The sequence below is a fragment of the Kitasatospora sp. NPDC058444 genome (assembly GCF_042721415.1).
GTDB lineage: Bacteria > Actinomycetota > Actinomycetes > Streptomycetales > Streptomycetaceae > Kitasatospora.
In genome coordinates this window covers 391420-413778 of record NZ_JBHXLL010000003.1, presented here as the reverse complement: position 1 = coordinate 413778, position 22359 = coordinate 391420, and the positions used below count along the sequence as shown (strand labels likewise).

21 protein-coding genes are annotated in these 22359 nt (G+C 73.7%); 13 read left to right on the top strand and 8 right to left on the bottom strand.

The features are described from left to right. Positions 1-569: 569 nt before the first annotated feature. The 4 genes from ACFWP2_RS06345 to ACFWP2_RS06330 all read left to right on the top strand — a co-directional run bounded on the left by ACFWP2_RS06345 (position 570) and on the right by ACFWP2_RS06330 (position 3857). Positions 570-905, top strand: a complete 336-nt coding sequence (locus ACFWP2_RS06345; protein WP_380448899.1) for a hypothetical protein — start codon at positions 570-572, stop codon at positions 903-905. 200 nt (positions 906-1105) lie between these two features. After that, a complete protein-coding gene (locus ACFWP2_RS06340) occupies positions 1106-2377 on the top strand; it encodes an Ig-like domain-containing protein (RefSeq protein ID WP_380448897.1) in 1272 nt (423 codons plus the stop codon). Between the two features lie 101 nt (positions 2378-2478). Further along, positions 2479-3030, top strand: coding sequence for a SigE family RNA polymerase sigma factor (locus ACFWP2_RS06335; protein ID WP_380448895.1), 552 nt, complete (start codon positions 2479-2481; stop codon positions 3028-3030). Beyond that, a complete protein-coding gene (locus ACFWP2_RS06330) occupies positions 3027-3857 on the top strand; it encodes a hypothetical protein (protein ID WP_380448892.1) in 831 nt (276 codons plus the stop codon). Before ACFWP2_RS06335 ends, ACFWP2_RS06330 begins: the two co-directional genes overlap by 4 nt. Positions 3858-3867: 10 nt before the next feature. Here ACFWP2_RS06330 and ACFWP2_RS06325 read toward each other — a convergent pair whose 3' ends face one another. The 4 genes from ACFWP2_RS06325 to ACFWP2_RS06310 form a co-directional block, all read right to left on the bottom strand. Next, entirely contained in the window at positions 3868-4230 is a 363-nt protein-coding gene (locus ACFWP2_RS06325; RefSeq protein WP_380448889.1) for a cupin domain-containing protein, read from the bottom strand. Between the two features lie 162 nt (positions 4231-4392). Beyond that, positions 4393-5058: a peptide-methionine (S)-S-oxide reductase MsrA gene (gene msrA, locus ACFWP2_RS06320; RefSeq protein ID WP_380448887.1), complete on the bottom strand. Its 666-nt coding sequence runs from the start codon at positions 5056-5058 to the stop codon at positions 4393-4395. Positions 5059-5169: 111 nt separating this feature from the next. Continuing rightward, on the bottom strand, positions 5170-6309 hold the full coding sequence (locus ACFWP2_RS06315; RefSeq protein ID WP_380448884.1) for a hypothetical protein: 1140 nt from the start codon (positions 6307-6309) through the stop codon (positions 5170-5172). 88 nt (positions 6310-6397) lie between these two features. Beyond that, on the bottom strand, positions 6398-8011 hold the full coding sequence (locus ACFWP2_RS06310; RefSeq protein ID WP_380448882.1) for a M48 family metalloprotease: 1614 nt from the start codon (positions 8009-8011) through the stop codon (positions 6398-6400). Positions 8012-8243: 232 nt separating this feature from the next. On the opposite strand from ACFWP2_RS06310, the gene ACFWP2_RS06305 reads away from it, so the two are divergent. Further along, complete coding sequence (locus ACFWP2_RS06305) at positions 8244-9398, top strand: cystathionine gamma-synthase (protein ID WP_380448880.1); 1155 nt, start codon at positions 8244-8246, stop codon at positions 9396-9398. 33 nt (positions 9399-9431) lie between these two features. Here the strand turns inward: ACFWP2_RS06305 and ACFWP2_RS06300 are convergent, their stop codons facing one another. Then, on the bottom strand, positions 9432-9914 hold the full coding sequence (locus tag ACFWP2_RS06300; protein ID WP_380448878.1) for a MarR family winged helix-turn-helix transcriptional regulator: 483 nt from the start codon (positions 9912-9914) through the stop codon (positions 9432-9434). 122 nt (positions 9915-10036) lie between these two features. Between ACFWP2_RS06300 and ilvA the strand changes: the two genes are divergently transcribed. The 3 genes from ilvA to ACFWP2_RS06285 all read left to right on the top strand — a co-directional run bounded on the left by ilvA (position 10037) and on the right by ACFWP2_RS06285 (position 13391). Then, positions 10037-11248 (top strand): threonine ammonia-lyase, encoded by a 1212-nt coding sequence (gene ilvA, locus ACFWP2_RS06295; RefSeq protein ID WP_380448876.1) that lies wholly within the window; start codon positions 10037-10039, stop codon positions 11246-11248. Between the two features lie 231 nt (positions 11249-11479). Further along, positions 11480-12532: an ATP-binding cassette domain-containing protein gene (locus ACFWP2_RS06290; protein ID WP_380448874.1), complete on the top strand. Its 1053-nt coding sequence runs from the start codon at positions 11480-11482 to the stop codon at positions 12530-12532. A 1-nt stretch (position 12533) separates the two neighbouring features. Then, the gene (locus tag ACFWP2_RS06285; protein ID WP_380448871.1) at positions 12534-13391 is read left to right on the top strand and encodes an ABC transporter permease; all 858 of its coding nucleotides are present in this window, start codon (positions 12534-12536) and stop codon (positions 13389-13391) included. Between the two features lie 134 nt (positions 13392-13525). Here the strand turns inward: ACFWP2_RS06285 and greA are convergent, their stop codons facing one another. Beyond that, complete coding sequence (gene greA / locus ACFWP2_RS06280) at positions 13526-14026, bottom strand: transcription elongation factor GreA (RefSeq protein ID WP_380448869.1); 501 nt, start codon at positions 14024-14026, stop codon at positions 13526-13528. 340 nt (positions 14027-14366) lie between these two features. Beyond that, complete coding sequence (locus tag ACFWP2_RS06275; RefSeq protein WP_380448866.1) at positions 14367-14780, bottom strand: DUF4307 domain-containing protein; 414 nt, start codon at positions 14778-14780, stop codon at positions 14367-14369. Between the two features lie 244 nt (positions 14781-15024). Between ACFWP2_RS06275 and mca the strand changes: the two genes are divergently transcribed. From mca to ACFWP2_RS06255, 4 genes are all read left to right on the top strand, one after another. Beyond that, positions 15025-15930, top strand: coding sequence for a mycothiol conjugate amidase Mca (mca, locus tag ACFWP2_RS06270; protein ID WP_380448864.1), 906 nt, complete (start codon positions 15025-15027; stop codon positions 15928-15930). Positions 15931-15979: 49 nt separating this feature from the next. Next, positions 15980-16171: a hypothetical protein gene (locus ACFWP2_RS06265; RefSeq protein ID WP_380448861.1), complete on the top strand. Its 192-nt coding sequence runs from the start codon at positions 15980-15982 to the stop codon at positions 16169-16171. Positions 16172-16250: 79 nt separating this feature from the next. Then, positions 16251-17642 (top strand): sensor histidine kinase, encoded by a 1392-nt coding sequence (locus ACFWP2_RS06260; protein WP_380448858.1) that lies wholly within the window; start codon positions 16251-16253, stop codon positions 17640-17642. A 326-nt stretch (positions 17643-17968) separates the two neighbouring features. Continuing rightward, complete coding sequence (locus ACFWP2_RS06255) at positions 17969-18895, top strand: ArsR/SmtB family transcription factor (protein ID WP_380448854.1); 927 nt, start codon at positions 17969-17971, stop codon at positions 18893-18895. Between the two features lie 38 nt (positions 18896-18933). Here ACFWP2_RS06255 and ACFWP2_RS06250 read toward each other — a convergent pair whose 3' ends face one another. Then, entirely contained in the window at positions 18934-19581 is a 648-nt protein-coding gene (locus tag ACFWP2_RS06250) for a response regulator (protein ID WP_380448851.1), read from the bottom strand. Between the two features lie 238 nt (positions 19582-19819). Here ACFWP2_RS06250 and lanKC point away from each other — a divergent pair. Beyond that, positions 19820-22359: class III lanthionine synthetase LanKC (lanKC, locus tag ACFWP2_RS06245; protein ID WP_380448848.1), on the top strand; the 2540-nt coding region annotated here is incomplete at its 3' end.

The window sequence follows — 22359 nt, the reverse complement described above, 5'->3', positions numbered from 1 at the left end:
TCATGCCGCCCGTCTCCGCGGCCGGGTGCGGAGGATCCGTCCACGGAGGAAGTGGTACACCGGCGTCACCTGTCCGCAGCACGTGGTTAACACGGCTCGGGCATCGTGGTGGTCAACGGCAGGACGCCGAGTGAGGCGACGGCCACCGTCCGGGAGCGGCTCCCCGGCGGCGGCGGTCGGCTCCGGACACACCGGGTGGCCCTGACCCGGCCGCTGTGTCCTCCGCCGTGGGAGGCGCCGTCGTCCCGCCCCTGCCCGGCCCCGGCCGGCTGACAGGGTGCGGCGGCTCCCGCGGCAGCAGCGCGCCGCACGGCGCGTGTCCCCGTGGCTCCCGGGTGGGGGAGCCCAGGCGGGGCGACGGTGGGGCCGGTCCTTCTCCGAAGGGCCGGCCCCTTCCGTTCGTGCGGGCCGCTGTTCGCTCTGGGCCCGCTGTTCGCTCTGGGCCCGCTGTTCGTGCTGGGCCCGCCGTTCGTGCGGGGCGCGCAGGGGTGTGCGGGGGCGCGTGGGGTGTGCTCCGGGCGGCTGCCCGTGCTCCACGCCGGGCGCGGACGTCCCGTACGCTCGCACGCATGACCAGCACTGAAACGACCGACCAGGCCCCGCGCTACGTCCGGGTCAAGATCGAGCTCATCGCGGAGATCACCGACGAGGGCGCGCTGAAGGCCGCCGCCCTGGAGGCGGTGACCGCGGACGAGTACCTCGACGACGAGGAGCGCGCCCAGTCCGTCGAGGCCATCGAGGTGGACCCGTCGGGTTCGCTCGCCCACTTCATCGACCCCGTCGCCCTGCTCGGCGACGTGCCCGGCGTGGAGCTCGCCTCGGCGACCTGGGAGTCGGCGCAGACCGAGTTCGACCCGGACAGCGAGGAGTGGGACGAGTACCAGGTCGACGAGTCCGCCGAGTAGGACACGACCGCCGGGTGACGGCGCTCGTCGTCACCGCCCGTGAACGCCCGGTCCGCTCTGCGGGCCGGGCGTTTTGTCCCTGTTCGTCGGGAAGTTGGGTCATCTCATACGATCGCTTACCCTTCGGTGATGGAACCGTGAACGGGCGTATTGCGTTTCTGTATCCGTAATGCCCGGGATGATCAGCAGGGAGACGCGACGTGACGGCACGGGACGGTCAGGGGCGGGCGGCCGGAAGCAGCTGGAGCCGGCGCGGGGTCCTCGCGGGACTGATCGGCGCACCCGTCCTGCTGCTGGCGGCCTGCAATGACAACAGCGGCGCCAGCGCGAGCGGCAACGGCGGCGGCAGTGGCTCCGGCTCGGACTCCGGCGGTGCGAGCACCCCCGCCCCGAAGACCTCGGCGGCGGTGATCACCGTCACCCCGGCCGACGGCGCCGCCTCCGCGAGCTTCAGCGAGCCGGTCAAGGTCGCCGTCGCCAACGGCACCCTGACCAGCGTCAAGGTCACCGACACCACCGGCAAGGAGCTGGCCGGCCAGCTCTCCGCCGACGGCACGGCCTGGATCTCGGCCGCCGCCCCCGCCAGCGGCACCAAGTACACCGTCGCCGCCACCGCGTTCGACAAGGACAAGCTGGAGGCGGACTCCAACGCCGTCTTCACCACGGCGACCCCGGCCAACACCTTCGTCGGCTACTTCACTCCCGAGGACGGCTCCACCGTCGGCGTCGGCATGCCGGTCTCGATCAACTTCAGCAAGCCGATCACCGACCGCAAGGCCGTCCAGCAGGCGATCACGGTGATAGCCGAGCCGGGCGTCGAGATCGTCGGCCACTGGTTCTCCAGCACCCGCCTCGACTTCCGGCCGCAGGAGTACTGGGCCAAGGGCACCAAGGTCACCCTCAAGCTCCGGCTCAAGGACGTCGAGGGCGCCAAGGGCGTGTACGGCACCCAGTCCAAGGACGTGCGCTTCACCATCGGCCGCGCCCAGACCAGCGTCGCCGACCTCGCCACCAAGAAGCTCACCGTCACCACCGACGGCCAGGTCAGCGCGGTCTACAAGATCTCCGGCGGCTCGCCCGAGCACACCACCTGGGGCGGCAAGATGGTGATCTCCGAGCAGTACACCCAGACCCGGATGAACTCGCAGACCGTCAACCTGGGCAGCGAGTACGACATCGCGGACGTGCCGCACGCCCAGCGCCTCAGCACCTCGGGCACCTTCATCCACGGCAACTACTGGTCCTCGCCGTCGATCTTCGGCGGGCAGAACACCAGCCACGGCTGCATCGGCCTCCGGGACACCCAGGGCGCCCAGGACACCGGTGCGGACGGCTACAAGTTCTACAAGTCCTCGATGGTCGGCGACGTGGTCGAGGTCGTGAACTCCGGCGACAAGACGGTCGCCCCGGACAACGGCCTGAACGGCTGGAACATGGGCTGGGCCGCCTGGAAGGCCGGCAGCGCCGTCTGACCCGGCCGAACCCCTCCTGAAGAACCCCTCCTGAAGAACCCCTCCTGAAGAACTCCTCGGACGGACCGAACCTCGCGGCCCGCCCGAGGAGTAGGACGGGTGTGAAACGCGAGCAGAGACGGCGACAGGACGACGAGTTCAGCGCGTTCGTCGCCGGGAGCGGCCGCCAACTGCTGAGGCTGGCCGAGCTGTTGACCGGCGACCCGGAGCGGGCCAAGGACATCGTGCAGTCGGCGCTGGAACGCGCCTACCTGCACTGGCACCGGATCACCGGGGACGACCCCACCGCGTACGTCCGCAGGATCGTGGTCAACCAGCACCGCGACTGGTGGCGCCGGCGGCGCAACCACGAGCTGCCCGTCGAGCACATCCCCGACCGGCCGCTCACCGACGACCTCGCCGACCGGCAGGCCGAACGGGCCCTGCTGCGCCAGGCGCTGGGCACGCTCACCCGGCGGGAGCGGACGGTCGTCGTGCTGCGGTACTACGGGGACCTCACCGAGGCCGCCATCGCGGCCGAACTGGGCATCGCCCCGGGCACGGTGAAGAGCACGCTGCACCGGGCCATGTCGAAGCTGCGCGCACTGCCCGAACTCGCCGACCGCTCCGGCGGGGCGGTGAGTCCCACGACGCACATCGAGGTGACGGTATGAGCTTCGAGAACCGGCTAGGCGAGCTGCTCAAGGACGAGGACCCGTACGCGACCGGGCCGGATCCGGTGACGATCATGGCGGCCGCCCGGCGCCGCCGGGCCAGACGCAGGGTGGGGGCCGGGGCGGCCGCGGTCGCGGTGGCCGTGGTCTGCGGGGTGACGGCGGTGACGACCGGGAACGCCCGGCACGCCGGGCAGGCCACGGGGGCGGCGGGGGCGCCTTCGGCGGGGGCGGCCGCGCCGGCCGCGGGGGCGCCCGCCGGCACGGTGCCCGCCGGCCCGGTGCCCACCACCGTGATGCCCCCCACCGCGGTGCCCGTCGCCAGGCCGACCGGACTGCCGCTCTCGCCGGTGAGGCGGGTCGCCCCGAAGGAGAAGGTCGAACTGGCCCCGGGCGTCCGGCTGTCCGTGACCCCGACCCAGGACTGCCAGGACTACATCGACCGGACGACCGGCGCGTACGCCCCGACCCCGGGGTGCACCGACGTCCTCTCCGCCCCGGGCATCCCGTACGACCGGCCCGGCATCGCCACGGCCTACAACGAGACGGCCGACCGCGTCATCGTGCACAGCTACTACCGGGGCCCCACCCCCGCTCGGATCGTGCTGTTCACGGGCGACAGGCCCACCGTCGCCACCCTGCTCACCACCGCGGGCATGGAGGGCTGGGTCTCCTACTACGGCGACGTTCCGCGCGTCTCCCTCAGGGGCGGGGCCGCCCTGGCCGTCCCGGCCGTCGGGGCCTACGACAGCGCCGGGAAGCTGCTGGCCGGAAACCCCGGCCAGGCGGCGGACGGCACCAGGGAGCAGCCGCCCGCCACACTCTGAGGCGTCCTGTTCACCGCTTCGCGTAGTCCGCGAAGCCCTGCCAGTCGACGATCACACAGGGCTCCGGGCCCACCGTCCAGGCGTCGTGTCCGGGCGGGCAGTTCATGAAGTCGCCGGGGCCGATCTCGAACTCCCGGCCGTCGTCCATGACGATCTTCATCCGGCCGGAGACCACGTACGCGGCGTGGGCGGCCTGGCAGCTGTCGGTCTTGGCGATCGGCTTCACGTGCTTGGACCACTGCCACCCCGGCTCGAACACCGCCCGGCCCACCGGGCCGCCGTCCAGGTTGACCAGGCGCAGTTCCCCCGTGCCCTCCTCGAAGGGGCGGACTTCCTCGGGATCGTCGAAGTTCCGATGGTAGAGACCGGACATGGCGCACTCCTCTCCCACGAGGCCGGCCCGGCCGCCAGGAGGCGGCCGGGCCGGCCCTGCTGGCCCTTCCAGTCTGCGCCCGGATCGGGGATCGGTCACTTGGGGTGGCCGTTCCCCGGGCGGGCCCGGGCCGTTCCGGGGGCGGGTCCGGTGGGCGGGAGGTCAGCCCCGGGTGCGGGCCACGCCGATCGGGCAGGAGGCGCCGGTGCCGCCGAGACCGCAGTAGCCGTTGGGGTTCTTGGCCTCCGACAGGTACTGCTGGTGGTACGGCTCGGCCGGGTAGAACGGACCCGCCGGGGCGATCTCGGTGGTGATCGGGCCGTAACCGAGCGTGGTCAGCGAAGGCTGGAACGCGTCGCGGGTGGCCGCCGCGGCCTCGGCCTGGGCGGGGGAGTGGGTGTAGACGGCGGAGCGGTACTGGGTGCCCACGTCGTTGCCCTGGCGGTTGCCCTGGGTCGGGTCGTGCGCCTCCCAGAACGTCTTCAGCAGGCGCTCGTAGGAGACCACCGCCGGGTCGTACACCACCCGGACCGCCTCGGTGTGCCCGGTCAGCCCGCTGCACACCTCCTCGTACGTCGGGTTGGGGGTGTGGCCGCCCTGGTACCCGACCAGCGTCGTCCAGACGCCGGGAAGCCGCCAGAAGGCGCGTTCGGCGCCCCAGAAGCAGCCGAGCCCGAAGTCGGCCACCTCCAGGCCCTCCGGGTACGGGCCGGACAGCGGGTGGCCGAGCACGGTGTGCGGCTCGGTCAGCGTGAAGGCCGGGGTCGGCCGACCGGGCAGCGCCTGGTCGGCGGGGACGAGCGAGGTCTTGTGGCGGTTGAACAGCACGGCCTGCTCCAGCGGGTCGGGGATCCTGGCGTCGGGGATCCTGGCGCAGTGTCCAACGCGAACGGCCGCCCCCGGATTCCGGGCGCGGCCGCGGGCCGTGTGCGGGGGCGGTCAGGACGTCTGCCGTGCGGCCTCCTGCGCCGCGACGGCGCCCTTGACCGCCTGGACCCGCAGGTCGATGAAGAACTGCCGGGGGTCCTGGCGGTCGGTGAACGGCTGGGGGATGTACTCGCCCAGTGCCTGGTACTGCGCCAGCGCCTCGGTGAACCGGTCGGCCCGGGTCAGGGCGAAGGCGAGCCAGCCCTGGGCGTACCTGATGCGCGGGTGGTCCGGATCGGCGGCTGCGAGGTCGGCGAGCGCCGCGTCCAGGGCGGCGCCGACGTCCGGGCGCTCCCAGGCGATGAGCGTGTCCCCGTCCCGGACGAACTGCTCCCAGTACGCCTCCAGTTTGATCGGCGCGAGCAGGCTGCCGGCCGGTGCGGCCGCGATCGCCTCGTCGAGGAACCGGTGCATCAGCTCGTGGCTGCCGCGCCACTTGTCGCACCAGTACTGCAGCGCCCGGTTGTGCGCCGCCCAGTGGTGCGGATCGCGCTTCGTGATCTCGGCCCAGAGCTCCCGGAAGCGGTCGTTGGACCAGCCGAGACCCATGGCGACGGAGATCTGGGCGACCCACGGGTTGGGGTCGTCGGGGGCCAGTGCGACCGCCTCCGCGGCGAACTCCTCGGCCTCCCGAAGGACCCGGTGGAAGCCCCTGGCCTGCTCGGAGGTCACCTCGCCGGCCGCCGCGCCGGTTCGGATGCGCCACGCCAGGAGGACCAGGGCGTCCAGGTGCACCAGTGCGGCGGTCGGATCCTGCGGCCGCTCCGCGCGCCAGGCGCGCAGCCAGGCATCGTCCTCGGCCGCCAGCTCGGCCAGCGCGCGCTGCCGCCGCCACCGGACGTCGGGGACGGCGTCCCCGGCCAGGTAGGCGGCGGCCGGACGCCAGTCGCCCGCCTTCGCGGCGGTGAGCGCGGCCGCCTCGTCGGGTTCGGGCCCGCCGTCCAGGACCAGGTCCTTGCCGAGCAGTAGCCCGTGGTCGGCCGGGACGATGGTGTTCTTCGCCTGCCGCTCCTCGGCGAGCCGCTCCTCGTGGGCTGCGATGGTCGCCTTGGCGCGTTCCAACTGGGCCAGCTTGCGCTTGGCCAGCCGGGTCATGACGACCGGGAACAGCAGGACGAGGCCGACGACGACGAGCACGATGATGCCGAGCAAGGGGACTCCTTCCAGGGGATGACACGGTGCGGTGAGGTGGGCACCCCGCCGCCCGGGGCGCCGGGCGGCGGGGTGCGCGGGGTGCCGATCAGGCGGCCGGGAGGCCGGCCCCGGCGAGCAGCGCGCGCAGCGGCGCGGTGTCGGGGGAGTCGGTGCAGGCGGCGTCGAGGGCCGCGTCGAAGCCGTCCGCGAAGCCGTCGGGCAGGTGGAGCTCGGCGGGCCCGGCCCAGGAGAGCTCCCAGCCGGCCAGGCCCGCCTCGACCAGCGCGACGACACTGGCGTGCCCCAACTCCTCGCGCAGCACCGGGCGGGCGAACTCGCGGGCGGCCCGGCCGGTGGCGGCGGCGGCCTTCTCGCTCTTCGGCAGCCGGTCGGTGAACTCCCAGGCCCGGCCGGCGTCGACGGCGTCGAGCAGGCCGTGGACGGTGGCGGGCAGGCCCAGCCCCGCCAGCGCGCGGTAGGCCGGGGCGGCCGCCTCACGGGCGTGCGTCCGCATCGCGGTGCGCACCAGCTCGGACCATTCGACCCGCTGCTTCCGGGCCGCCTCGGGGATCAGCGAGACGACCTCCAGCTCGGTCAGCGCCCGCTCGGCGTCGTGCAGCAGGGCGAGGGCCGGGCCGATGGCCCCGTTGCCGCGTCCGTCGTCGGGCAGCGCTTCGATCGCGGCCACCCGGCGCTCGATCGGCGGGTGCGAGTCGTACGGGTCGGGCTGCTCCTCGGGCAGTTCGAGCGCGTACTCGGCGAGTTCCTGCCGGCGCTTCGGGTCGGTCAGCAGGTGGGCCAGGCCGCCGTAGATCTGGCCGGGCGGCGGGAGCAGGCCCGCGTCCCAGCCGATGGTGGCGTAGCGGCCGAGGTAGAAGTCCTGGGCGGAGTCCAGCACCGGCATCTTGCGCAGCGCTGCGGCGGTGGCGTCCCGGCCCGCGATCCGGGCGGCCACCTGGTCGGCCGCGTACTCCTGGCGGCGCCCGACCGCCTCGGAGACCCGGAAGTAGAGCTTGGCGTAGAGGGTGAAGATCTTGGCGAGGACCCGGTCGACGCCGCCGGAGGCCTGCTCGGCGGACGGCTTGCGGCCCTTGGCCAGTCGCTTCTCGGCCTTGGCGGCCAGCTTGGCGGCCTCGTCGGCCTGGTGCTGGTCGGCGCGCTGGTGGAGTCCGCCGATCGCGTTCAGGACGGCGCGGCGCCCGGCCACCGTGACGGCGGCCAGCCGGACGTCCCGGTTGCTGTAGTGGCCGAACTCGTGGGCCAGCACGGACTCCAGCTCGCCCTCGGTGAGGCCGATCAGCAGCGGGGCGCCGATGACCAGGTGCCGCTTGCCGGGGATCAGGCCGAGCAGCCGGGTCTCCTCGAACACGCCGGCGTTGACCTCGGGCACGAGGCGGATCTCGGCCGGTCCGCGGACGCCGGTCTGCTCGGAGATCCGGTCGACCACGGCCCAGACGGCGGGCTGCTGCTCGCGGGTGAGGAGCACGCCGGGCAGCTCGCCGCCGTCCTTTCGGCGGCGGGTCAGGAACACCACCCGGACCACCGGGTAGGCGACCGCGGCGGTCAGGGCCCAGATCTTGATCAGCCCCGGGCGCAGCTCGCCTGACGCCCGGTACAGGGCGACGTCGAGGACGATCAGGCCTGCGACGATGCCGAGGGCGAACGCGTAGAAGCCGACGAGGAGGGCCACGGCCGTGGCGGCTCGGGCGGATGTGCTCATGCCAGTGGAACGCGGGGGCGCGCCCATGCGGTGATCCTTCCGGGCGCGACGGCAGGGCGGCGCGCGGTTGTTGCATGGTGAACATGTGTGCGACGGGTGGAGATCGTAGCGGTCGCCGCGGGCCCGGTGCACAGCGGTTTTCGGCCCGCCGGAACTCCGCTCCGACCTGCGGGTTCGTCCCGGTTCCCGGTTCGTGCGGGCGTGACGGCATTCGCACATTAGGCTCGGACCCATGACCGAGCACCAGCTTCCTCAGGGCTTCGAGACCCTCGCCATCCACGCGGGTCAGGAGGCAGACCCCCAGACCGGGGCCGTCGTCACGCCGATCTACCAGGTGTCCACCTACAAGCAGGACGGGGTGGGCGGACTGCGGGGCGGCTACGAGTACAGCCGCAGCGCCAACCCGACCCGCACCGCGCTGGAGGAGTGCCTCGCGGCACTGGAGGGCGGCGCCCGCGGCCTCGCCTTCGCCTCCGGCCTGGCCGCCGAGGACACCCTGCTGCGCAGCATCCTCAAGCCGGGCGACCACATCGTGATCCCCAACGACGCCTACGGCGGCACCTTCCGGCTGTTCGCCAAGGTGCTGACCCGCTGGGGCGTCGAGTTCTCCGTGGCCAACACCCAGGACCTGGCCACCGTCCGCGAGGCGATCCGCCCCAACACCCGCGCGGTGTGGGTGGAGACCCCGTCCAACCCGCTGCTGGGCATCACCGACCTCGCCGCGCTCGCCGAGATCGCGCACGGCGCCGGCGCGCTGCTGGTGGTCGACAACACCTTCGCCAGCCCGTACCTCCAGCAGCCGATCTCGCTCGGCGCGGACGCCGTCGTGCACTCCACCACCAAGTACATGGGCGGCCACTCGGACGTGGTCGGCGGTGCGCTGGTGCTGGCCGACGCCGCCCTCGGCGAGGAGGTGGCGTACCACCAGAACGCGATGGGCGCCGTCTCCGGCCCGTTCGACGCCTGGCTGGTGCTGCGCGGCATCAAGACGCTGGGCGTCCGGATGGACCGGCACAGCTCCAACGCGGAGAAGGTCGCCGAGCTGCTGGCGAGCCACCCGAAGGTCAGCCAGGTGCTCTACCCGGGCCTGCCCGAGCACCCCGGCCACGACATCGCGGCCAAGCAGATGAAGGCGTTCGGCGGCATGGTCTCGTTCCGGGTCGCCGGCGGCGAGGAGGCGGCCGTCGAGGTCTGCAACCGCGCGCAGCTGTTCACCCTCGGCGAGTCCCTCGGCGGCGTCGAGTCGCTGATCGAGCACCCCGGCCGGATGACCCACGCCTCGGCGGCGGGCTCGCCGCTGGAGGTGCCGTCCGACCTGGTGCGCGTCTCGGTCGGCATCGAGTCGATCGACGACCTGCTGGCCGACCTCAAGCAGGCGCTGGGCTGAGCCCGTCGGGGCCGCGCGGCCCCGCGTCCGCGTTCACTGCCCCTGCTGGTCCGCCGTGTACGTCTCCATCGCGAGGTTGAAGCGGGCCAGCAGGGCGCAGAACGCGCGCTGCTCCTCCGGCGGCCAGCCGGCCACCAGGCGGCGGGTCAACTCGGCCCGGCCGTCCCGGACTTCGGCGAGGCGGCCGGTGCCGTGCGAGGTCAGCGCGAGCCGTACGGCACGGCGGTCGGCCGGGTCCTGCACCCGGCCGACCAGCCCGGCCGCGACCAGCGGGGCGACCTGGCGGGTCACCGTGGAGGAGTCCACGCCCAGGGCCTCGGCCAGGGCCTTGACGTTGGCCGGTCCGTGCCGCTCCAGCCGGTCGAGCAGCAGGTAGGCGGCCCGGTCCAGTGCCCCGGTCCCGCCGCCGGAGGTCCGGACCTGCTCCATCCGGCGTGCGAACACCGCGAGCTGGTACTGGAGTTGGGTGTGCACGGGGTCGATGCGGTCGGTGGCCTGGGGCGAGGTCGTCGTCATCGCGGCTCACGATCGTCGTGCGGCGAGGGAGGCTCGGAAGCAGCAGAGTACGCGGGCCGGGCGGGCCCGGGAACAGGCCCGGCGTCCCGGACTGCCGCCGCCCGCAGCCGTAGGGTGGCGCCATGCACACCTGGCCGATCACCCTCGACGACGTCCGCGGCGCCCAGAAGATGCTCGCCGGGGTCGCCCGGGTCACCCCGATGGAGGGCAGCCGGCACCTCTCCGGGCTGATCGGCGCGCCGGTCCACCTGAAGTGCGAGAACCTCCAGCGCACCGGGTCCTTCAAGCTGCGCGGGGCGTACGTGCGGATCGCGGGACTCTCACCGGTGCAGCGGGCCGGCGGGGTGGTGGCGGCGAGCGCCGGGAACCACGCCCAGGGGGTGGCGCTGGCGGCCGCGCTGCTGGGCGTGCGCTCCACGGTGTTCATGCCGGCGGCCGCGCCGCTGCCGAAGGTCGCGGCCACCCGTGAGTACGGCGCCGACGTGCGGCTGCACGGCGCCACCGTGGACGAGGCCCTGCTGGCCGCGCAGCGGTACGCGGAGGCGACCGGCGCGGTGTTCATCCACCCCTTCGACCACTGGGACGTGGTCACCGGCCAGGCGACCGTCGGTCTGGAGATCCTGGAGCAGTGCCCGGAGGTGCGGACCATCCTGGTCGGGGTGGGCGGCGGCGGGCTGCTGGCCGGGATCGCGGCGGCGGTCAAGCCGCTGCGGCCGGACGTGCGGGTGATCGGGGTGCAGGCGGCCGGCGCGGCCGCGTACCCGCCCTCGCTGGCGGCCGGACGGCCGGTGTCGCTGGAGCAGTTCTCCACCATGGCGGACGGGATCATGGTCGGGCGCCCCGGCGACATCCCGTTCGAGGTGATCAACACCCTGGCGGACGGCATCCGCACGGTCTCCGAGGACGCGCTGTCGCGGGCGCTGCTGCTCGGACTGGAGCGGCTGAAGCTGGTGGTCGAGCCGGCCGGGGCGGCCCCGATCGCGGCGCTGCTGGAGCGGCCGGACTCCTTCGAGGGCCCGGTGGTGGCGGTGCTGTCCGGCGGCAACATCGACCCGCAGCTGATGCAGCGGGTGCTGCGGCACGGGCTGGCGGCGGCCGGGCGCTACCTGTCGCTGCGGGTGCGGCTGGCGGACCGGCCGGGCGCGCTGGCGGACCTGCTGTCCGTGCTGACCAGGGTGGACGCCAACGTGCTGGACGTGGCGCACGTGCGGATCGACCCGCGGCTGGGGCTGACCGAGGTCGAGGTGGACCTGCACCTGGAGACCAAGGGGCCGGAGCACTGCGCGCTGGTGGTCGGGGAGCTGCGGGACGCGGGGTACGTGGTCTCCGGCTGAGTCCGTCGGCCGGGGCCGGTGGTGGGGTCCGTCGGCCGGGCCTGCCGGCCGGGTCCGCCGGTCGGGTCGGGCGGCCGGGTTTCGTCCCTTGACGCGATATATCGCGTACTGGGAGACTCGCGATACATCGCGTTCTGTCCCCGCGGGCCTCGAATCGGGTCGCCCGTGCGCCCGAAAACAGGGCAAAGTGGGACAGATCGCCCCATACGTTCGAGGAGATGAGGCAAGGCCATGGCGCCAGCCATCCAAGCCGAGAACCTGGTCAAGACCTTCGGCGACGTACGAGCCCTGGACGGCGTCAGCCTCGACGTCCCCGAGGGCACGGTGCTCGGGCTGCTCGGCCCGAACGGCGCCGGGAAGACCACCACCGTGCGGGTCCTCACCACCCTGCTCCGTCCCGACTCCGGCCGCGCGGTGGTCGCCGGGGTCGACGTGCTCAAGCACCCCAACCGGGTCCGCAGCCTGATCGGCCTGTCCGGCCAGTACGCGGCGGTCGACGAGTACCTGACCGGCTTCGAGAACCTCACCATGGTCGGCGAGCTGTACCAGATGAGCAACCGCGACGCGAAGGCCCGCGCGCTGGAGCTGCTGGAGTGGTTCAACCTCACCGGGGCCAAGGACCGCACCGCCAAGACCTACTCCGGCGGCATGCGCCGGCGCCTGGACCTCGCCGCCGCGCTGGTCGTCCGGCCACCGGTGATGTTCCTGGACGAGCCGACCACCGGCCTCGACCCGCGCAACCGGCTCGCGCTCTGGGAGGTCATCGAGACCCTGGTCGAGCAGGGCACCACGCTGCTGCTCACCACCCAGTACCTGGAGGAGGCCGACCGGCTCGCCCACGACATCGCCGTGGTCGACCAGGGCCGGGTGATCGCCCGCGGCACCGCCGACCAGCTCAAGGCGCAGATCGGGGGCGAGCGGATCGAGGTCGTCGTGCACGATCCCGGGCTGGTCGCCGACGCCGTCGCCGCGCTGTCCGGCTACGCCCTGAGCGAGCCGACGGTGGAGCGGAACACCCGCCGGATCACCCTGCCGGTCAGCGGCGGCGCGCGGGTGCTCGCCGACGCGATCCGCGAACTGGACTCCCGCGGGATCGAGATGGACGACATCGGGCTGCGCCGCCCCACCCTGGACGACGTCTTCCTCACCCTCACCGGCCACGTCGCCGAGGAGCGGTCCGAGGAGGAGGGCGGCGCCGACCGCAAGGCGCGCGGCCGGGGCAAGGGCGGCACGGGCGGCCCGGGGCCGGACAAGCAGGCCGTCGCGGCCGGGAAGGAGAGCTGAGATGAGCACCGCCACCGAGCACGCCATCGGCCCGGCGATGCCCAGGCAGCGCCGGGGGGTCGCCGCCGCCCTGCACGACTCCTGGGTGGTCGCCAAGCGCAACCTGCGCCGGATGACCCGCATCCCGGAGATCGTGGTCTTCGGGCTGATGCAGCCGGTCATGTTCGTGCTGCTGTTCTCGTACGTGATGGGCGGGGCGATCAAGATCCCCGGCACGAACTCCAGCTCGGACACGTACATCCAGTTCCTGATGGCCGGCATCTTCGCCCAGACCGTCACCTTCGCCGTCGCCGGCGCCTCGGCGGGCATCGCGGAGGACATGAGCAAGGGGCTGGTGGACCGGTTCCGCTCGCTGCCGATGGCCCGTTCGGCGGTGCTGGTCGGCCGCACCCTCGCGGACCTCTGCCAGACCGCGTTCATCCTGGTCGTGCTGGCGATGGTCGCGCTGCTGGTCGGCTGGCGGATCCACAACGGTCTGCTCAACGCGCTCGCCGCCTTCGGCCTGCTGCTCCTGCTCGGCTACGCCTTCTCCTGGATCGGCGCGCTGATCGGCCTGTCGGTGCGCAGCCCCGAGGCGGCCACCTCGGCCGGGCTGATCTGGCTGTTCCCGCTGACCTTCGTGTCGAATGCCTTCGTGCCGGTCTCCTCGATGCCGGAGTGGCTCCAGCCGGTCGCGTACTGGAACCCGTTCAGCGCCACCGTGCAGGCCTGCCGGGTGCTGTTCGGCAACCAGGTCGGCCCGGTGGACAGCGCCTGGCCGATGCAGCACGCGGCGCTGGTGTCGGTGCTGTGGTCGGTCGTGATCACCGCGGTGTTCTCCTGGCTGGCGGTGCGCAAGTACCGTTCGTCCACCGCCTGACGGGGGCTCCGCCCGCCTGGCGGCGCACCCGCCCGCTTGACGGCGCACCCGCCCGGAACGCCCGAGGGCGGCCGCGGAGGTCCAGGACCTCCGCGGCCGCCCTCGGGCCGTGCGGCGTGTGGCGTGCGGCCGGATCAGCCGGCGTGCGGCACGACCTTCACGATCTTCACCATGGCCGGCTTGCCGTTCGGCAGCTCGTAGGTGGCCTCGTCGCCGATCTGCTTGCCGTCGATGGCGCGGCCCAGCGGGGACTGCGGCGAGTAGACGTCCAGGTCGTCGGCGCCCGCGACCTCGCGGGAGGCGAGCAGGAACTCCATGAGGTCGTCCTCGTCGCCGTCGAAGGCGACCGTGACGATCATGCCCGGGGCCACCACGCCCGAGTCGGCCGGCGCCTCGCCGACCTTGGCGCGCTCCAGCAGCTGGGTCAGCTGGCGGATGCGCAGCTCGTACTTGCCCTGCTCCTCCTTCGCCGCGTGGTAGCCGGCGTTCTCCTTGAGGTCCCCCTCCTCGCGCGCCGCCTCGATCTTCTGGGCGATCTCGATGCGCCAGGGCCCGGTCAGGTGGTCCAGCTCGGCCTTGAGCTGGTCGTAGCCGGCCTGAGTGAGCCAGGTCACGTTCTCACTGGTCTGGGTCACGGGTGCTCCTCGTAGGTGCTGGGGCTGTGCTGAGGGTGTGAGTCGTCAGCAGGGGTCGGTGGTGATATCGGTCTCAACTACAAAGCAACGCCCGCTCCCGTACCATCCGGTGCGGAAGGGGCGAAACCACGAGCCTAACAAGTCCTGCTGACAAGCGGGAGGGGCGTTGGCGCGCCATTGACGGCGGCGTTACGCCCGGGTGTACGGCGATGGAGTGCGGGACCCTCTACGGATGCCCGCTCTCCGGATCGAATATGCGCGCTACCGGGCGCGGGCGCGCTGCCCGGGGTGCGCGGTGCGGGGGTGCGCGCCGTCCCTGGCGCGCGGTGGCCGGGGCGGGCTACTTGGCCGGAGTGCAGCCCAGCAGCTCCGCGGTGGTGCCGCGCGAGGTGGTGCGCAGGGTGACCACCGCGTCGTAGCTGGAGCCGGTCGCCGGGACGGGGAAGTCGGCCACCCCGACCACCGAGTGGTCGTCGGCCTGCGAGCGGACCGTGCAGCTGCCGGCCTGCCCGTCGCCCTTGCGTACGGTGAGGTGCAGCTGGACCTCGGAGTCGGAGAGCACCTCGAAGGTCGGCACCGAGCCGTTGATCTTCGATTCGCGCAGCATGTACGAGCCGCCCAGCCAGGCGACCAGGCCCAGGCCCAGCACGCCGCAGACCGCGCCGATCACCTTGAGGCGGCGGTCCGAGTCGCGGTCGCCGCCGCGGCCGTAGCGCCCCTCGGGCAGACCGGTGGCGGTGGTGTCTGCACTCATCGGACTCCGTCCTCTCCTGGGGGAGGGGCCGCGCGGGATGGTGCGGGGGAATGCGACGGTCCTCCAGTCCGTCACTATAGGAGGGGCACGCCCGCGGCCGGTCCGGCGGGGGCAGGGCTCGGCCGCGCCGGCGACGTTCAGCGGCCCGGCCCCGCGGCGACGCGGTCCCGAAGTGAGCGGTTCGTACGGTGGGCAGACCCGGACTTCGCGGAACGCCCGACGAGTGTGGAAGGAACGCAAGGCGTTGACTGAGCAGTTGCGACTGATGGCGGTGCACGCCCACCCGGACGACGAGTCCAGCAAGGGCGCGGCCACCATGGCCATGTACGTCGAGCAGGGCGTGGACGTGCTGGTGGCCACCTGCACGGGGGGCGAGCGCGGGTCGGTACTCAACCCCAAGCTCCAGGGGGATCCGTACATCGAGGAGAACATCCACGAGGTGCGCCGCAAGGAGATGGACGAGGCGCGGGCGATCCTCGGCGTGAAGCAGGCCTGGCTGGGCTTCGTGGACTCCGGCCTGCCCGAGGGGGACCCGCTGCCCCCGCTGCCCGAGGGCTGCTTCGCCCTCCAGGACGTCAAGGAGGCGGCGGAGCCGCTGGTCCGGCTGATCCGCGAGTTCAAGCCGCAGGTCATCACGACCTACGACGAGAACGGCGGCTACCCGCACCCGGACCACATCATGACCCACAAGATCACCATGCTGGCCTTCGACGCCGCGGGCGACCCGGACGCCTACCCGGAGGCCGGCGAGCCCTGGCAGCCGCTCAAGGTGTACTACAACCACGGCTTCCCGATGGGCCGCATCCGGGCCCTGCACGAGTACCTCACCGAGCACGGCCACGAGTCGCCGTACGGCGAGTGGATCGAGGGCTGGGAGAAGAGCGGCCGCAAGGAGCGCGAGATCACCACCCGGGTCCGCTGCGGCGACTGGTTCGAGACCCGCGACCGCGCGCTGATCGCCCACGCGACCCAGATCGACCCGGACGGCCCGTGGTTCCGCGTCCCGCTGGAGGTCCAGCGCGAGGTCTGGCCCACCGAGGACTACGAGCTCGCCCGTACCCTGATCGACGTGGACCTGCCGGAGGACGACCTGTTCGCCGGCCTGCGCACCCCCACCCTGGCGGCCGAGGCCGCCGACACGCGCGACTGAACCACCCCCCGACGGCCCGGCTCCGCGTGAGTCGGGCCACCATAGAGATATGAGCGCCTCCGTGAACCTCGTCAACATCGCCGCTGACCTCGCCGTCGACGACGCCAAGGTCACCCCCGGCCTGCTCGGCTTCCTCGTCTTCGCCGCCCTCGGCGTCGCCACCTGGTTCCTGGCCAAGTCGATGAACCGGCAGTTCAAGAAGGTCGACTTCGTCGAGCAGCCGGAGGCCACGAAGGAGTGAGCCACCGGCCGGCCCCCGCGGGGGCCGGCCTTCGGTGAAGCCGCCCGGGCGGCCGTTCGGCTTCGTAGGATCCCGAAGCATGACGTGGTCGTGGCACACCGTGGTGCGCAGGGCGGGGTACGGAGCGGCGGTGGCGGGGGCGCTGGCGGCCGCGGTGGCGGGGATGGGGGACCCGGGGCCGCTGATCGTCGGCTCCGGCCTGGTGGCGGTGGTCGCCGGGCTGTTCCCGGTGCTGTGGGTTTCCGGGCGGGTCGGGGCGGTGAGCCCCTCGGTGTTGGTCGCCTGTGCCGTCTCGCTGCTGGTGACCGTCGGCTACCGCGGTCCGGTGTCCGGCGGCATCGAGTCCTGGTGGCTGCTGGAGACCGTCGCGCTGCTCGCGCCGGCCGTCCCCGCGGTGCGCAGGCTGCCGACGGCGGCCGCCGTCGGCCACGGCGCGCTGCTGGTGGCGGCGGTGGCGCTGGTGCCGCTGCGGATCGGGGTCTGGGCCGAACCGCCGGCCCCGCTGGTGGTGACCGTCAAGCTCTGCCTGGCCTCGGTGCTGCTGTCCTGTGCGGTGGTCGGGGTCGGCTGCTACCTGCGTTCGATGGACGCCCGCGCCCGGGCGGCGGTGGCGGCCGAACGGCGGGCGCAGCGCCTGGACCTGGCCCGTGACCTGCACGACTTCGCCGCGCACGACGTCACCGGGGTGGTCGTGCTGGCCCAGGCCGCGCAGGTGTTGGCCCAGCAGGACCCCCGGCAGGTGGTCGAGCTGCTGGCGGGGATCGAGGCGGCCGGGCGGCAGGCGCTGATCACCATGGACCGGACCGTGCAGGTCTTCGCGGCGGACGACGCCGATCCGGAACCGCGCGGGCGTCTCCGGACGCCGGCCGGCCGGGGGGCGGGGCCGGGCGCGGGACCGGGACCGGGGAGAACGGGCGGGCCCGGTGCGCGCAGCCTGCGCCGTGACCTGAGCGAACTGCCCGCGCTGGCCGAGCGGTTCACCCGCAGCGGCTCCGCCCGGGTGCGACTGGAGGCCCCGACGGAGGCCGAACTGGCGGCCGTGCCCGCGCCGATCAGCGGGCTCGGCTACCGGCTGGTGGTGGAGGCGCTGACCAACGTCCGCCGGCACGCGCCCGCGGCCCGGGAGGTGGCGATCGAGGTCGGGCCGGACCGGTGCGGTGAGCGGCCGGCGCTACGGGTCACGGTCACCGACGACGGGGCGCCGGGCGGGGCGGGGGCCGACGGCTCGGGTGGCTCGGACGGCTCGGACGGTTCTGGTGCTTCGGACGGTTCGGGTGGCGGGGCCGGCGCAGGCGGTGGGGGCGGCGCGTTGGGCGGGGCCGAGCGGGAGGGCGGCGGCTTCGGCCTCGTGGGCCTGCGGGAGCGGGTGGAGGCGGCCGGCGGTGAGTTGACGGCCGGTCCTGGGCCGGAGGGCGGTTGGCGGGTGGCGGCGGTGCTGCCGACGGACGGCGTCGCGGGGCTCGGGGCCTGACCGGCCGGGGTGGCGCGGTCCCGCTCGGCGGGTGGGTCGCCGGGCCCGGTGAGGGGCCGTGTCGGGTCCGCGGATGGGCTGTGCCCTGTCGATCGGCACATCCGGCGGCGGCTGATCCGGGGGTCCGGAAGATCAAATGGGCCGATCGGCCGATGGTGACGGGCCGCCGCGCCGGGCAAGGATGACGGTGCGGCGATCAGGGCGCGGGGTTCCCCTGGGCCGTCACGACGTAAGAATCCCGAGCGGGGGATCAGCCTGTGATTCGCATCGCCATGTCTGCCGAAGATCTGGCTCGTGTACGAATTGCCGGAAGTTTCGACCAGGAGATGGAGGTGGTGCTGGCGCTGGAGGCTTGGCGGACGGGTGGGGAATTCTTCCGCCCCTGGCAGCAGGCCGTCCGCGGGCAGTTGGCGCGGCAACCGGTGCTCGCCGAGCGGCTGCGGCGCCTTTCGGGAGCCAACGGTGGTTTCCGGGACGTACTGCGGGTGTGGGCGAATGGCCGGATCGTGTCGTTCGGTCGCGGTGCCGAGCCCGTGGTCCGACGGGCCGACGTCGCCGCGGCGGTCCGTGAGTTCCACCGGGTGGTGCTGCAGTCCTGCTGGGCCGACGTCCGGTCCCGGATGGAGGCGGAGTGCGACGTCCGCCGGCAGATCGCCGGCCGCGGCGGGGTGGACGCGCTGCTCGGCACGCTGCACCCGCAGATCCGCTGGAACGCCCCGGTGCTGGAGGTGCCCTCCGAGCAGGACGTCGAACTCGCTCTCGACGGGCGGGGGTTGCGGCTCGCGCCGTCGCTCTTCCTGCAGGGGGCCGGGGTGGTGCTCAGGCCGCGGAGGGACGAGCCCGACGAGGCCCCGACGCTGCTCTTCGCCATGCGTCCCGACCCGCTGGGCCCGCCCGTGCCGGCGGGTGCGCCGCAGGCCGTGGAACCCGCGCGTCGCGGTGGGGACGAGTCGTTGGCCGCCCTGGTCGGCCGGACCAGAGCGGCGGTCCTGCGCGCCGCGCGGGACGGCTGTACCACCGGAGAGCTGGCGGGCCGGCTCGGAGTGACCGCCTCGGCGGTCAGTCAGCACACCGCCGTGCTGCGGGCGGCCGGGCTGATCGACACCCGGCGCTGCGGCAACGGCGTGCTGCACACGAGCACTCCGCTCGGGCGGGCGCTGCTGCGCGGCGAGACGGTGTCGGGCGGGGACGTCCGGCAGTCGGCCGGCGCGGCCCCGCGGTGGGCCGAGAGCCGTCGGCGGGCGCTGCGGTGAGGCGCCGGGAACGGTCGGTCAGCCCCGGGCGGGCCGGGTCAGCCGCGCTGGGCCAGGCCCGACTCCCAGGCCCAGGTGGCGATGCCCACCCGGTTGCGGGCCTTCAACTTGCGCTGGAGGTTGGCCAGGTGGGTCTTGACGGTGCTCAGCGAGATGAACAGCTCGGCGCCGATGTCGGAGTTGGTCAGCCCCTCGGCGACCAGGACGGCGATCTCCTCCTCGCGGGCCGTCAGCGGCTCGACCGGGGAGCGGTCGATCCGGCGCGGACCGGTGAAGTGGTGCAGCAGACGGGTGGTGATCTGCGGGCTGATCAGCGAGTCGCCGACCACCGCCGAACGGATCGCCTCGGCGAGCAGCGCGGGCCCCGAATGCTTGAGCAGGAAGCCGCAGGCGCCGTTGCGCAGCGCGGTGTGCACGTACTCGTCGAGGTCGAAGGTGGTGACCACCACGACCTTCACCTCCGGGGCGATGCCGGTCAGCCGGCGGGTGACCTCCAGTCCGTCCAGCTCCGGCATCCGGATGTCGACCAGCAGGACGTCCGGCCGCAGCGCGCGGACGGCCTCCAGGGCCTCCAGGCCGTCCGCGGCCTCGGCCACGACCTCCATGTCGGGTTGGGCCGCCAGGATGTGTCGGAACCCCTGACGGACGCTCGCCTGGTCGTCGGCGATCACGACACGCGTCTTCATGGCGTCATGATCGCACGGGTTTTCGGCGCCCCCGGAGTGAAGGCTCGGATTCCGCCTGGTATGGGGCGGATTCAGTTCCCGCTTAACACTGTTGTCACATGGCGGGGCGTCAGAGAATGATGGTTCCTGTCGGAACGGGGAGCCGGAGCATCGAGAATTCCGGCGGAAACCGGATTGCGCTTCAGTGGAATGCGGAAAGGGGGCGGGCGGCGAAGTGGACGCCAAATACGAGTCGTACGTGATTGCCGACCCTGTGTGGTACGACGCCCTGGACCGGTGTGACGACCGGGACTCCCGGTTCGCACCGGGCGGGGGCGTGCTGCCCGAGGGCTGGCGCAGCCGTACCCAGGGGGTGTGGGAGGTGCTGGCACCGCCCGGCGCCCCGCAGCTGCCCGAGCAGGGCTGGAAGGTCCACGTCAGCGCCACGCCCGAGTCCGCCGCGGAGACGATCGAGACCGTCTGGCGGGTCTGCCGCCGGCTCGGGCTGCCCTGGAAGCACCTGCGCAGCCGGCTGGTGGTCGCGGTGACGAACGCCAAGTACGCCGACCGCTCCGCCAGCGGCAAGGCCGTCACCGTCTACCCGCGGACGGCCGCGGAGCTGGAGACGGTCCTCGCCGAGCTGGACGCGGCGCTGGGCGGCCGGCCCGGCCCGTACGTCCTGTCCGACCTGCGGTGGAACCAGGGCCCGGTGTCGGTGCGCTACGGCGGCTTCGCCCTGATGTGGTGCGAGCTGCCGGACGGCACCAGGGTGCCCGCGGTGAAGGACCCGGACGGCCGGCTGGTGCCGGACGCGCGGCGTCCGCGCTTCACCGTCCCGCCGTGGGCCTCGACCCCGGACTTCCTGGCCGAGCGGATCGCCGGCGGCGCCGCCGACGCGGGGGCCGGGCTCGGCCGCTACCGGGTGGTCAAGGCGCTGCACTTCTCCAACGCCGGCGGGGTCTACCTCGCCGAGGACGAGGACGGCCGACAGGTCGTCATCAAGGAGGCCCGCCCGCACGCCGGGCTGGACGCCTCGGAGACGGACGCGGTGGCCCGGCTGCTGGTCGAGCGGGACGTCCTGGAGCGGATCGGCCACCTGCCGTTCGTGCCGGAGCTGTACGAGTACTTCACCAGCTGGGAGCACCACTACCTGGTGATGGAGTACATCCCAGGCGAGTCCTTCAGCGCCTGGCTGGGCCGGGAGTACCCGCTCACCCGGCACCGGCCGGACGCCCGGGCCCTGGCCGACTTCGCGGGGCTCGCGGTCAGCCGGCTCGCGCTGGTCGAGGAATGCGTCGCGGCGCTGCACCGGGAGGGGATCGCCTTCGGCGACCTCCACCACCGCAACATCATGATCCGCCCGGACGGCACCGTCGCGCTGATCGACTTCGAGCTCGCGACGCCGCTGGACACCCCGCGCCGGCGCACCCTCGGCGCCCCCGGCTTCACCGACCCGGCGATCACCGACGCCCGCGAGGCCGACCTGTTCGCGCTCGGCTGCTGCCAGCTCGCCGCCCTCGTCTCACTGACCACCCTCACCGGGCGCAACCCGGCCGTCGTCACCGGGCTGCTGGAGCTCGTCGCGGAGTCCTTCCCGACGGTGCCCGCCGGCTTCGTCGAGCGGATGACGGAACGGCTCGCCCTCTCCCCGGCGCTGCGGCCCCACCTCGGGGCCGGGCCCGCGGCCGGCGCGCCGCCGATGCTCACCGCAGCGGCCCTGCTGCGCGGCATCGACGCGGCGGCGACCATGGGGCGGGAGGACCGGCTCCACCCCGGGGACGTGGCCGGGCTGCGCCCCGGCGGCGCGCTCGGGCTGGCGTACGGCTCCTCCGGCGTGCTGCTCGCCCGGCACCTGGCCGGGGCCGCACCGGACGAGGCGCACCTGGACTGGCTCGCCGCCGCCGTGCGGCGCGCCCCGGCGGACACGCCCGCCGGGCTGTACGACGGGCTGGCCGGAGCCGGCTGGTTGTTCCACCGGCTCGGGCACCCGGACGCCCCGAACCTGGTGGACCGGCTGCTGGCCGGCCCGTTGCCCGCCGCGCTCGGCCTGTACAACGGACTGACGGGCGTCGCCCACCTCCTGCTGGAGGCCGGCGCGACGGACGAGGCGCTCGGCCTGGCCGAGAAGGCCGCCGGGCGGATCGGCGAGGCCGGGCTGCTGGACCGGCCGGGGCTGCTGCGCGGCTGGTCCGGACCGGCGGTGCTGTTCGCCCGCTGTGCCCGGCTCACCGGTGACACGGCCTGGGCCGATGCCGCCGAACGCGCCGTCCGCTGCGACCTGCGGCACGGCCGGCTGGTCGACGACATGCTCCAGATGTACAGCTCGGGCCGATTGCTGCCGTACCTGGCGGAGGGCTCGGCCGGAGTGGCGCTCGCCGCCCTGGCCCTGCCCGCCGCGCAGGCCGAAGCCCTCGGCGCCGAGCGGGTGCTGGAGGCCGCGGCCCGGTCAGGCGCGGTCCGGGTGGTCGTCCAGGGCGGGCTGTTCAACGGCCGCGCCGGGCTCGCCTACACCCTGTTCCAGGTCGCCGCCCGCCTGCCGCACTGGCAGGCCGAGGCGGAGGAGCAACTCCGGCTGCTGGAGCTACACCTGGCCCCGCACCAGGACGGTGGCGTCCTGCACGGGGACCAGCTGGTCCGGCTCTCGACCGACCTGGCCACCGGCTCCGCCGGCGCCCTGCTGGCGCTGGCCGCCGCCAAGAGCCCCGGGCAGTGCCTGCTCCCCGGTGCCCACCCCGACGGGTGGACGCCGGAGCCGGCCGGGCCCGGTACCCAGTCCCGGCGGGAAGGCGGGGGGAGGTG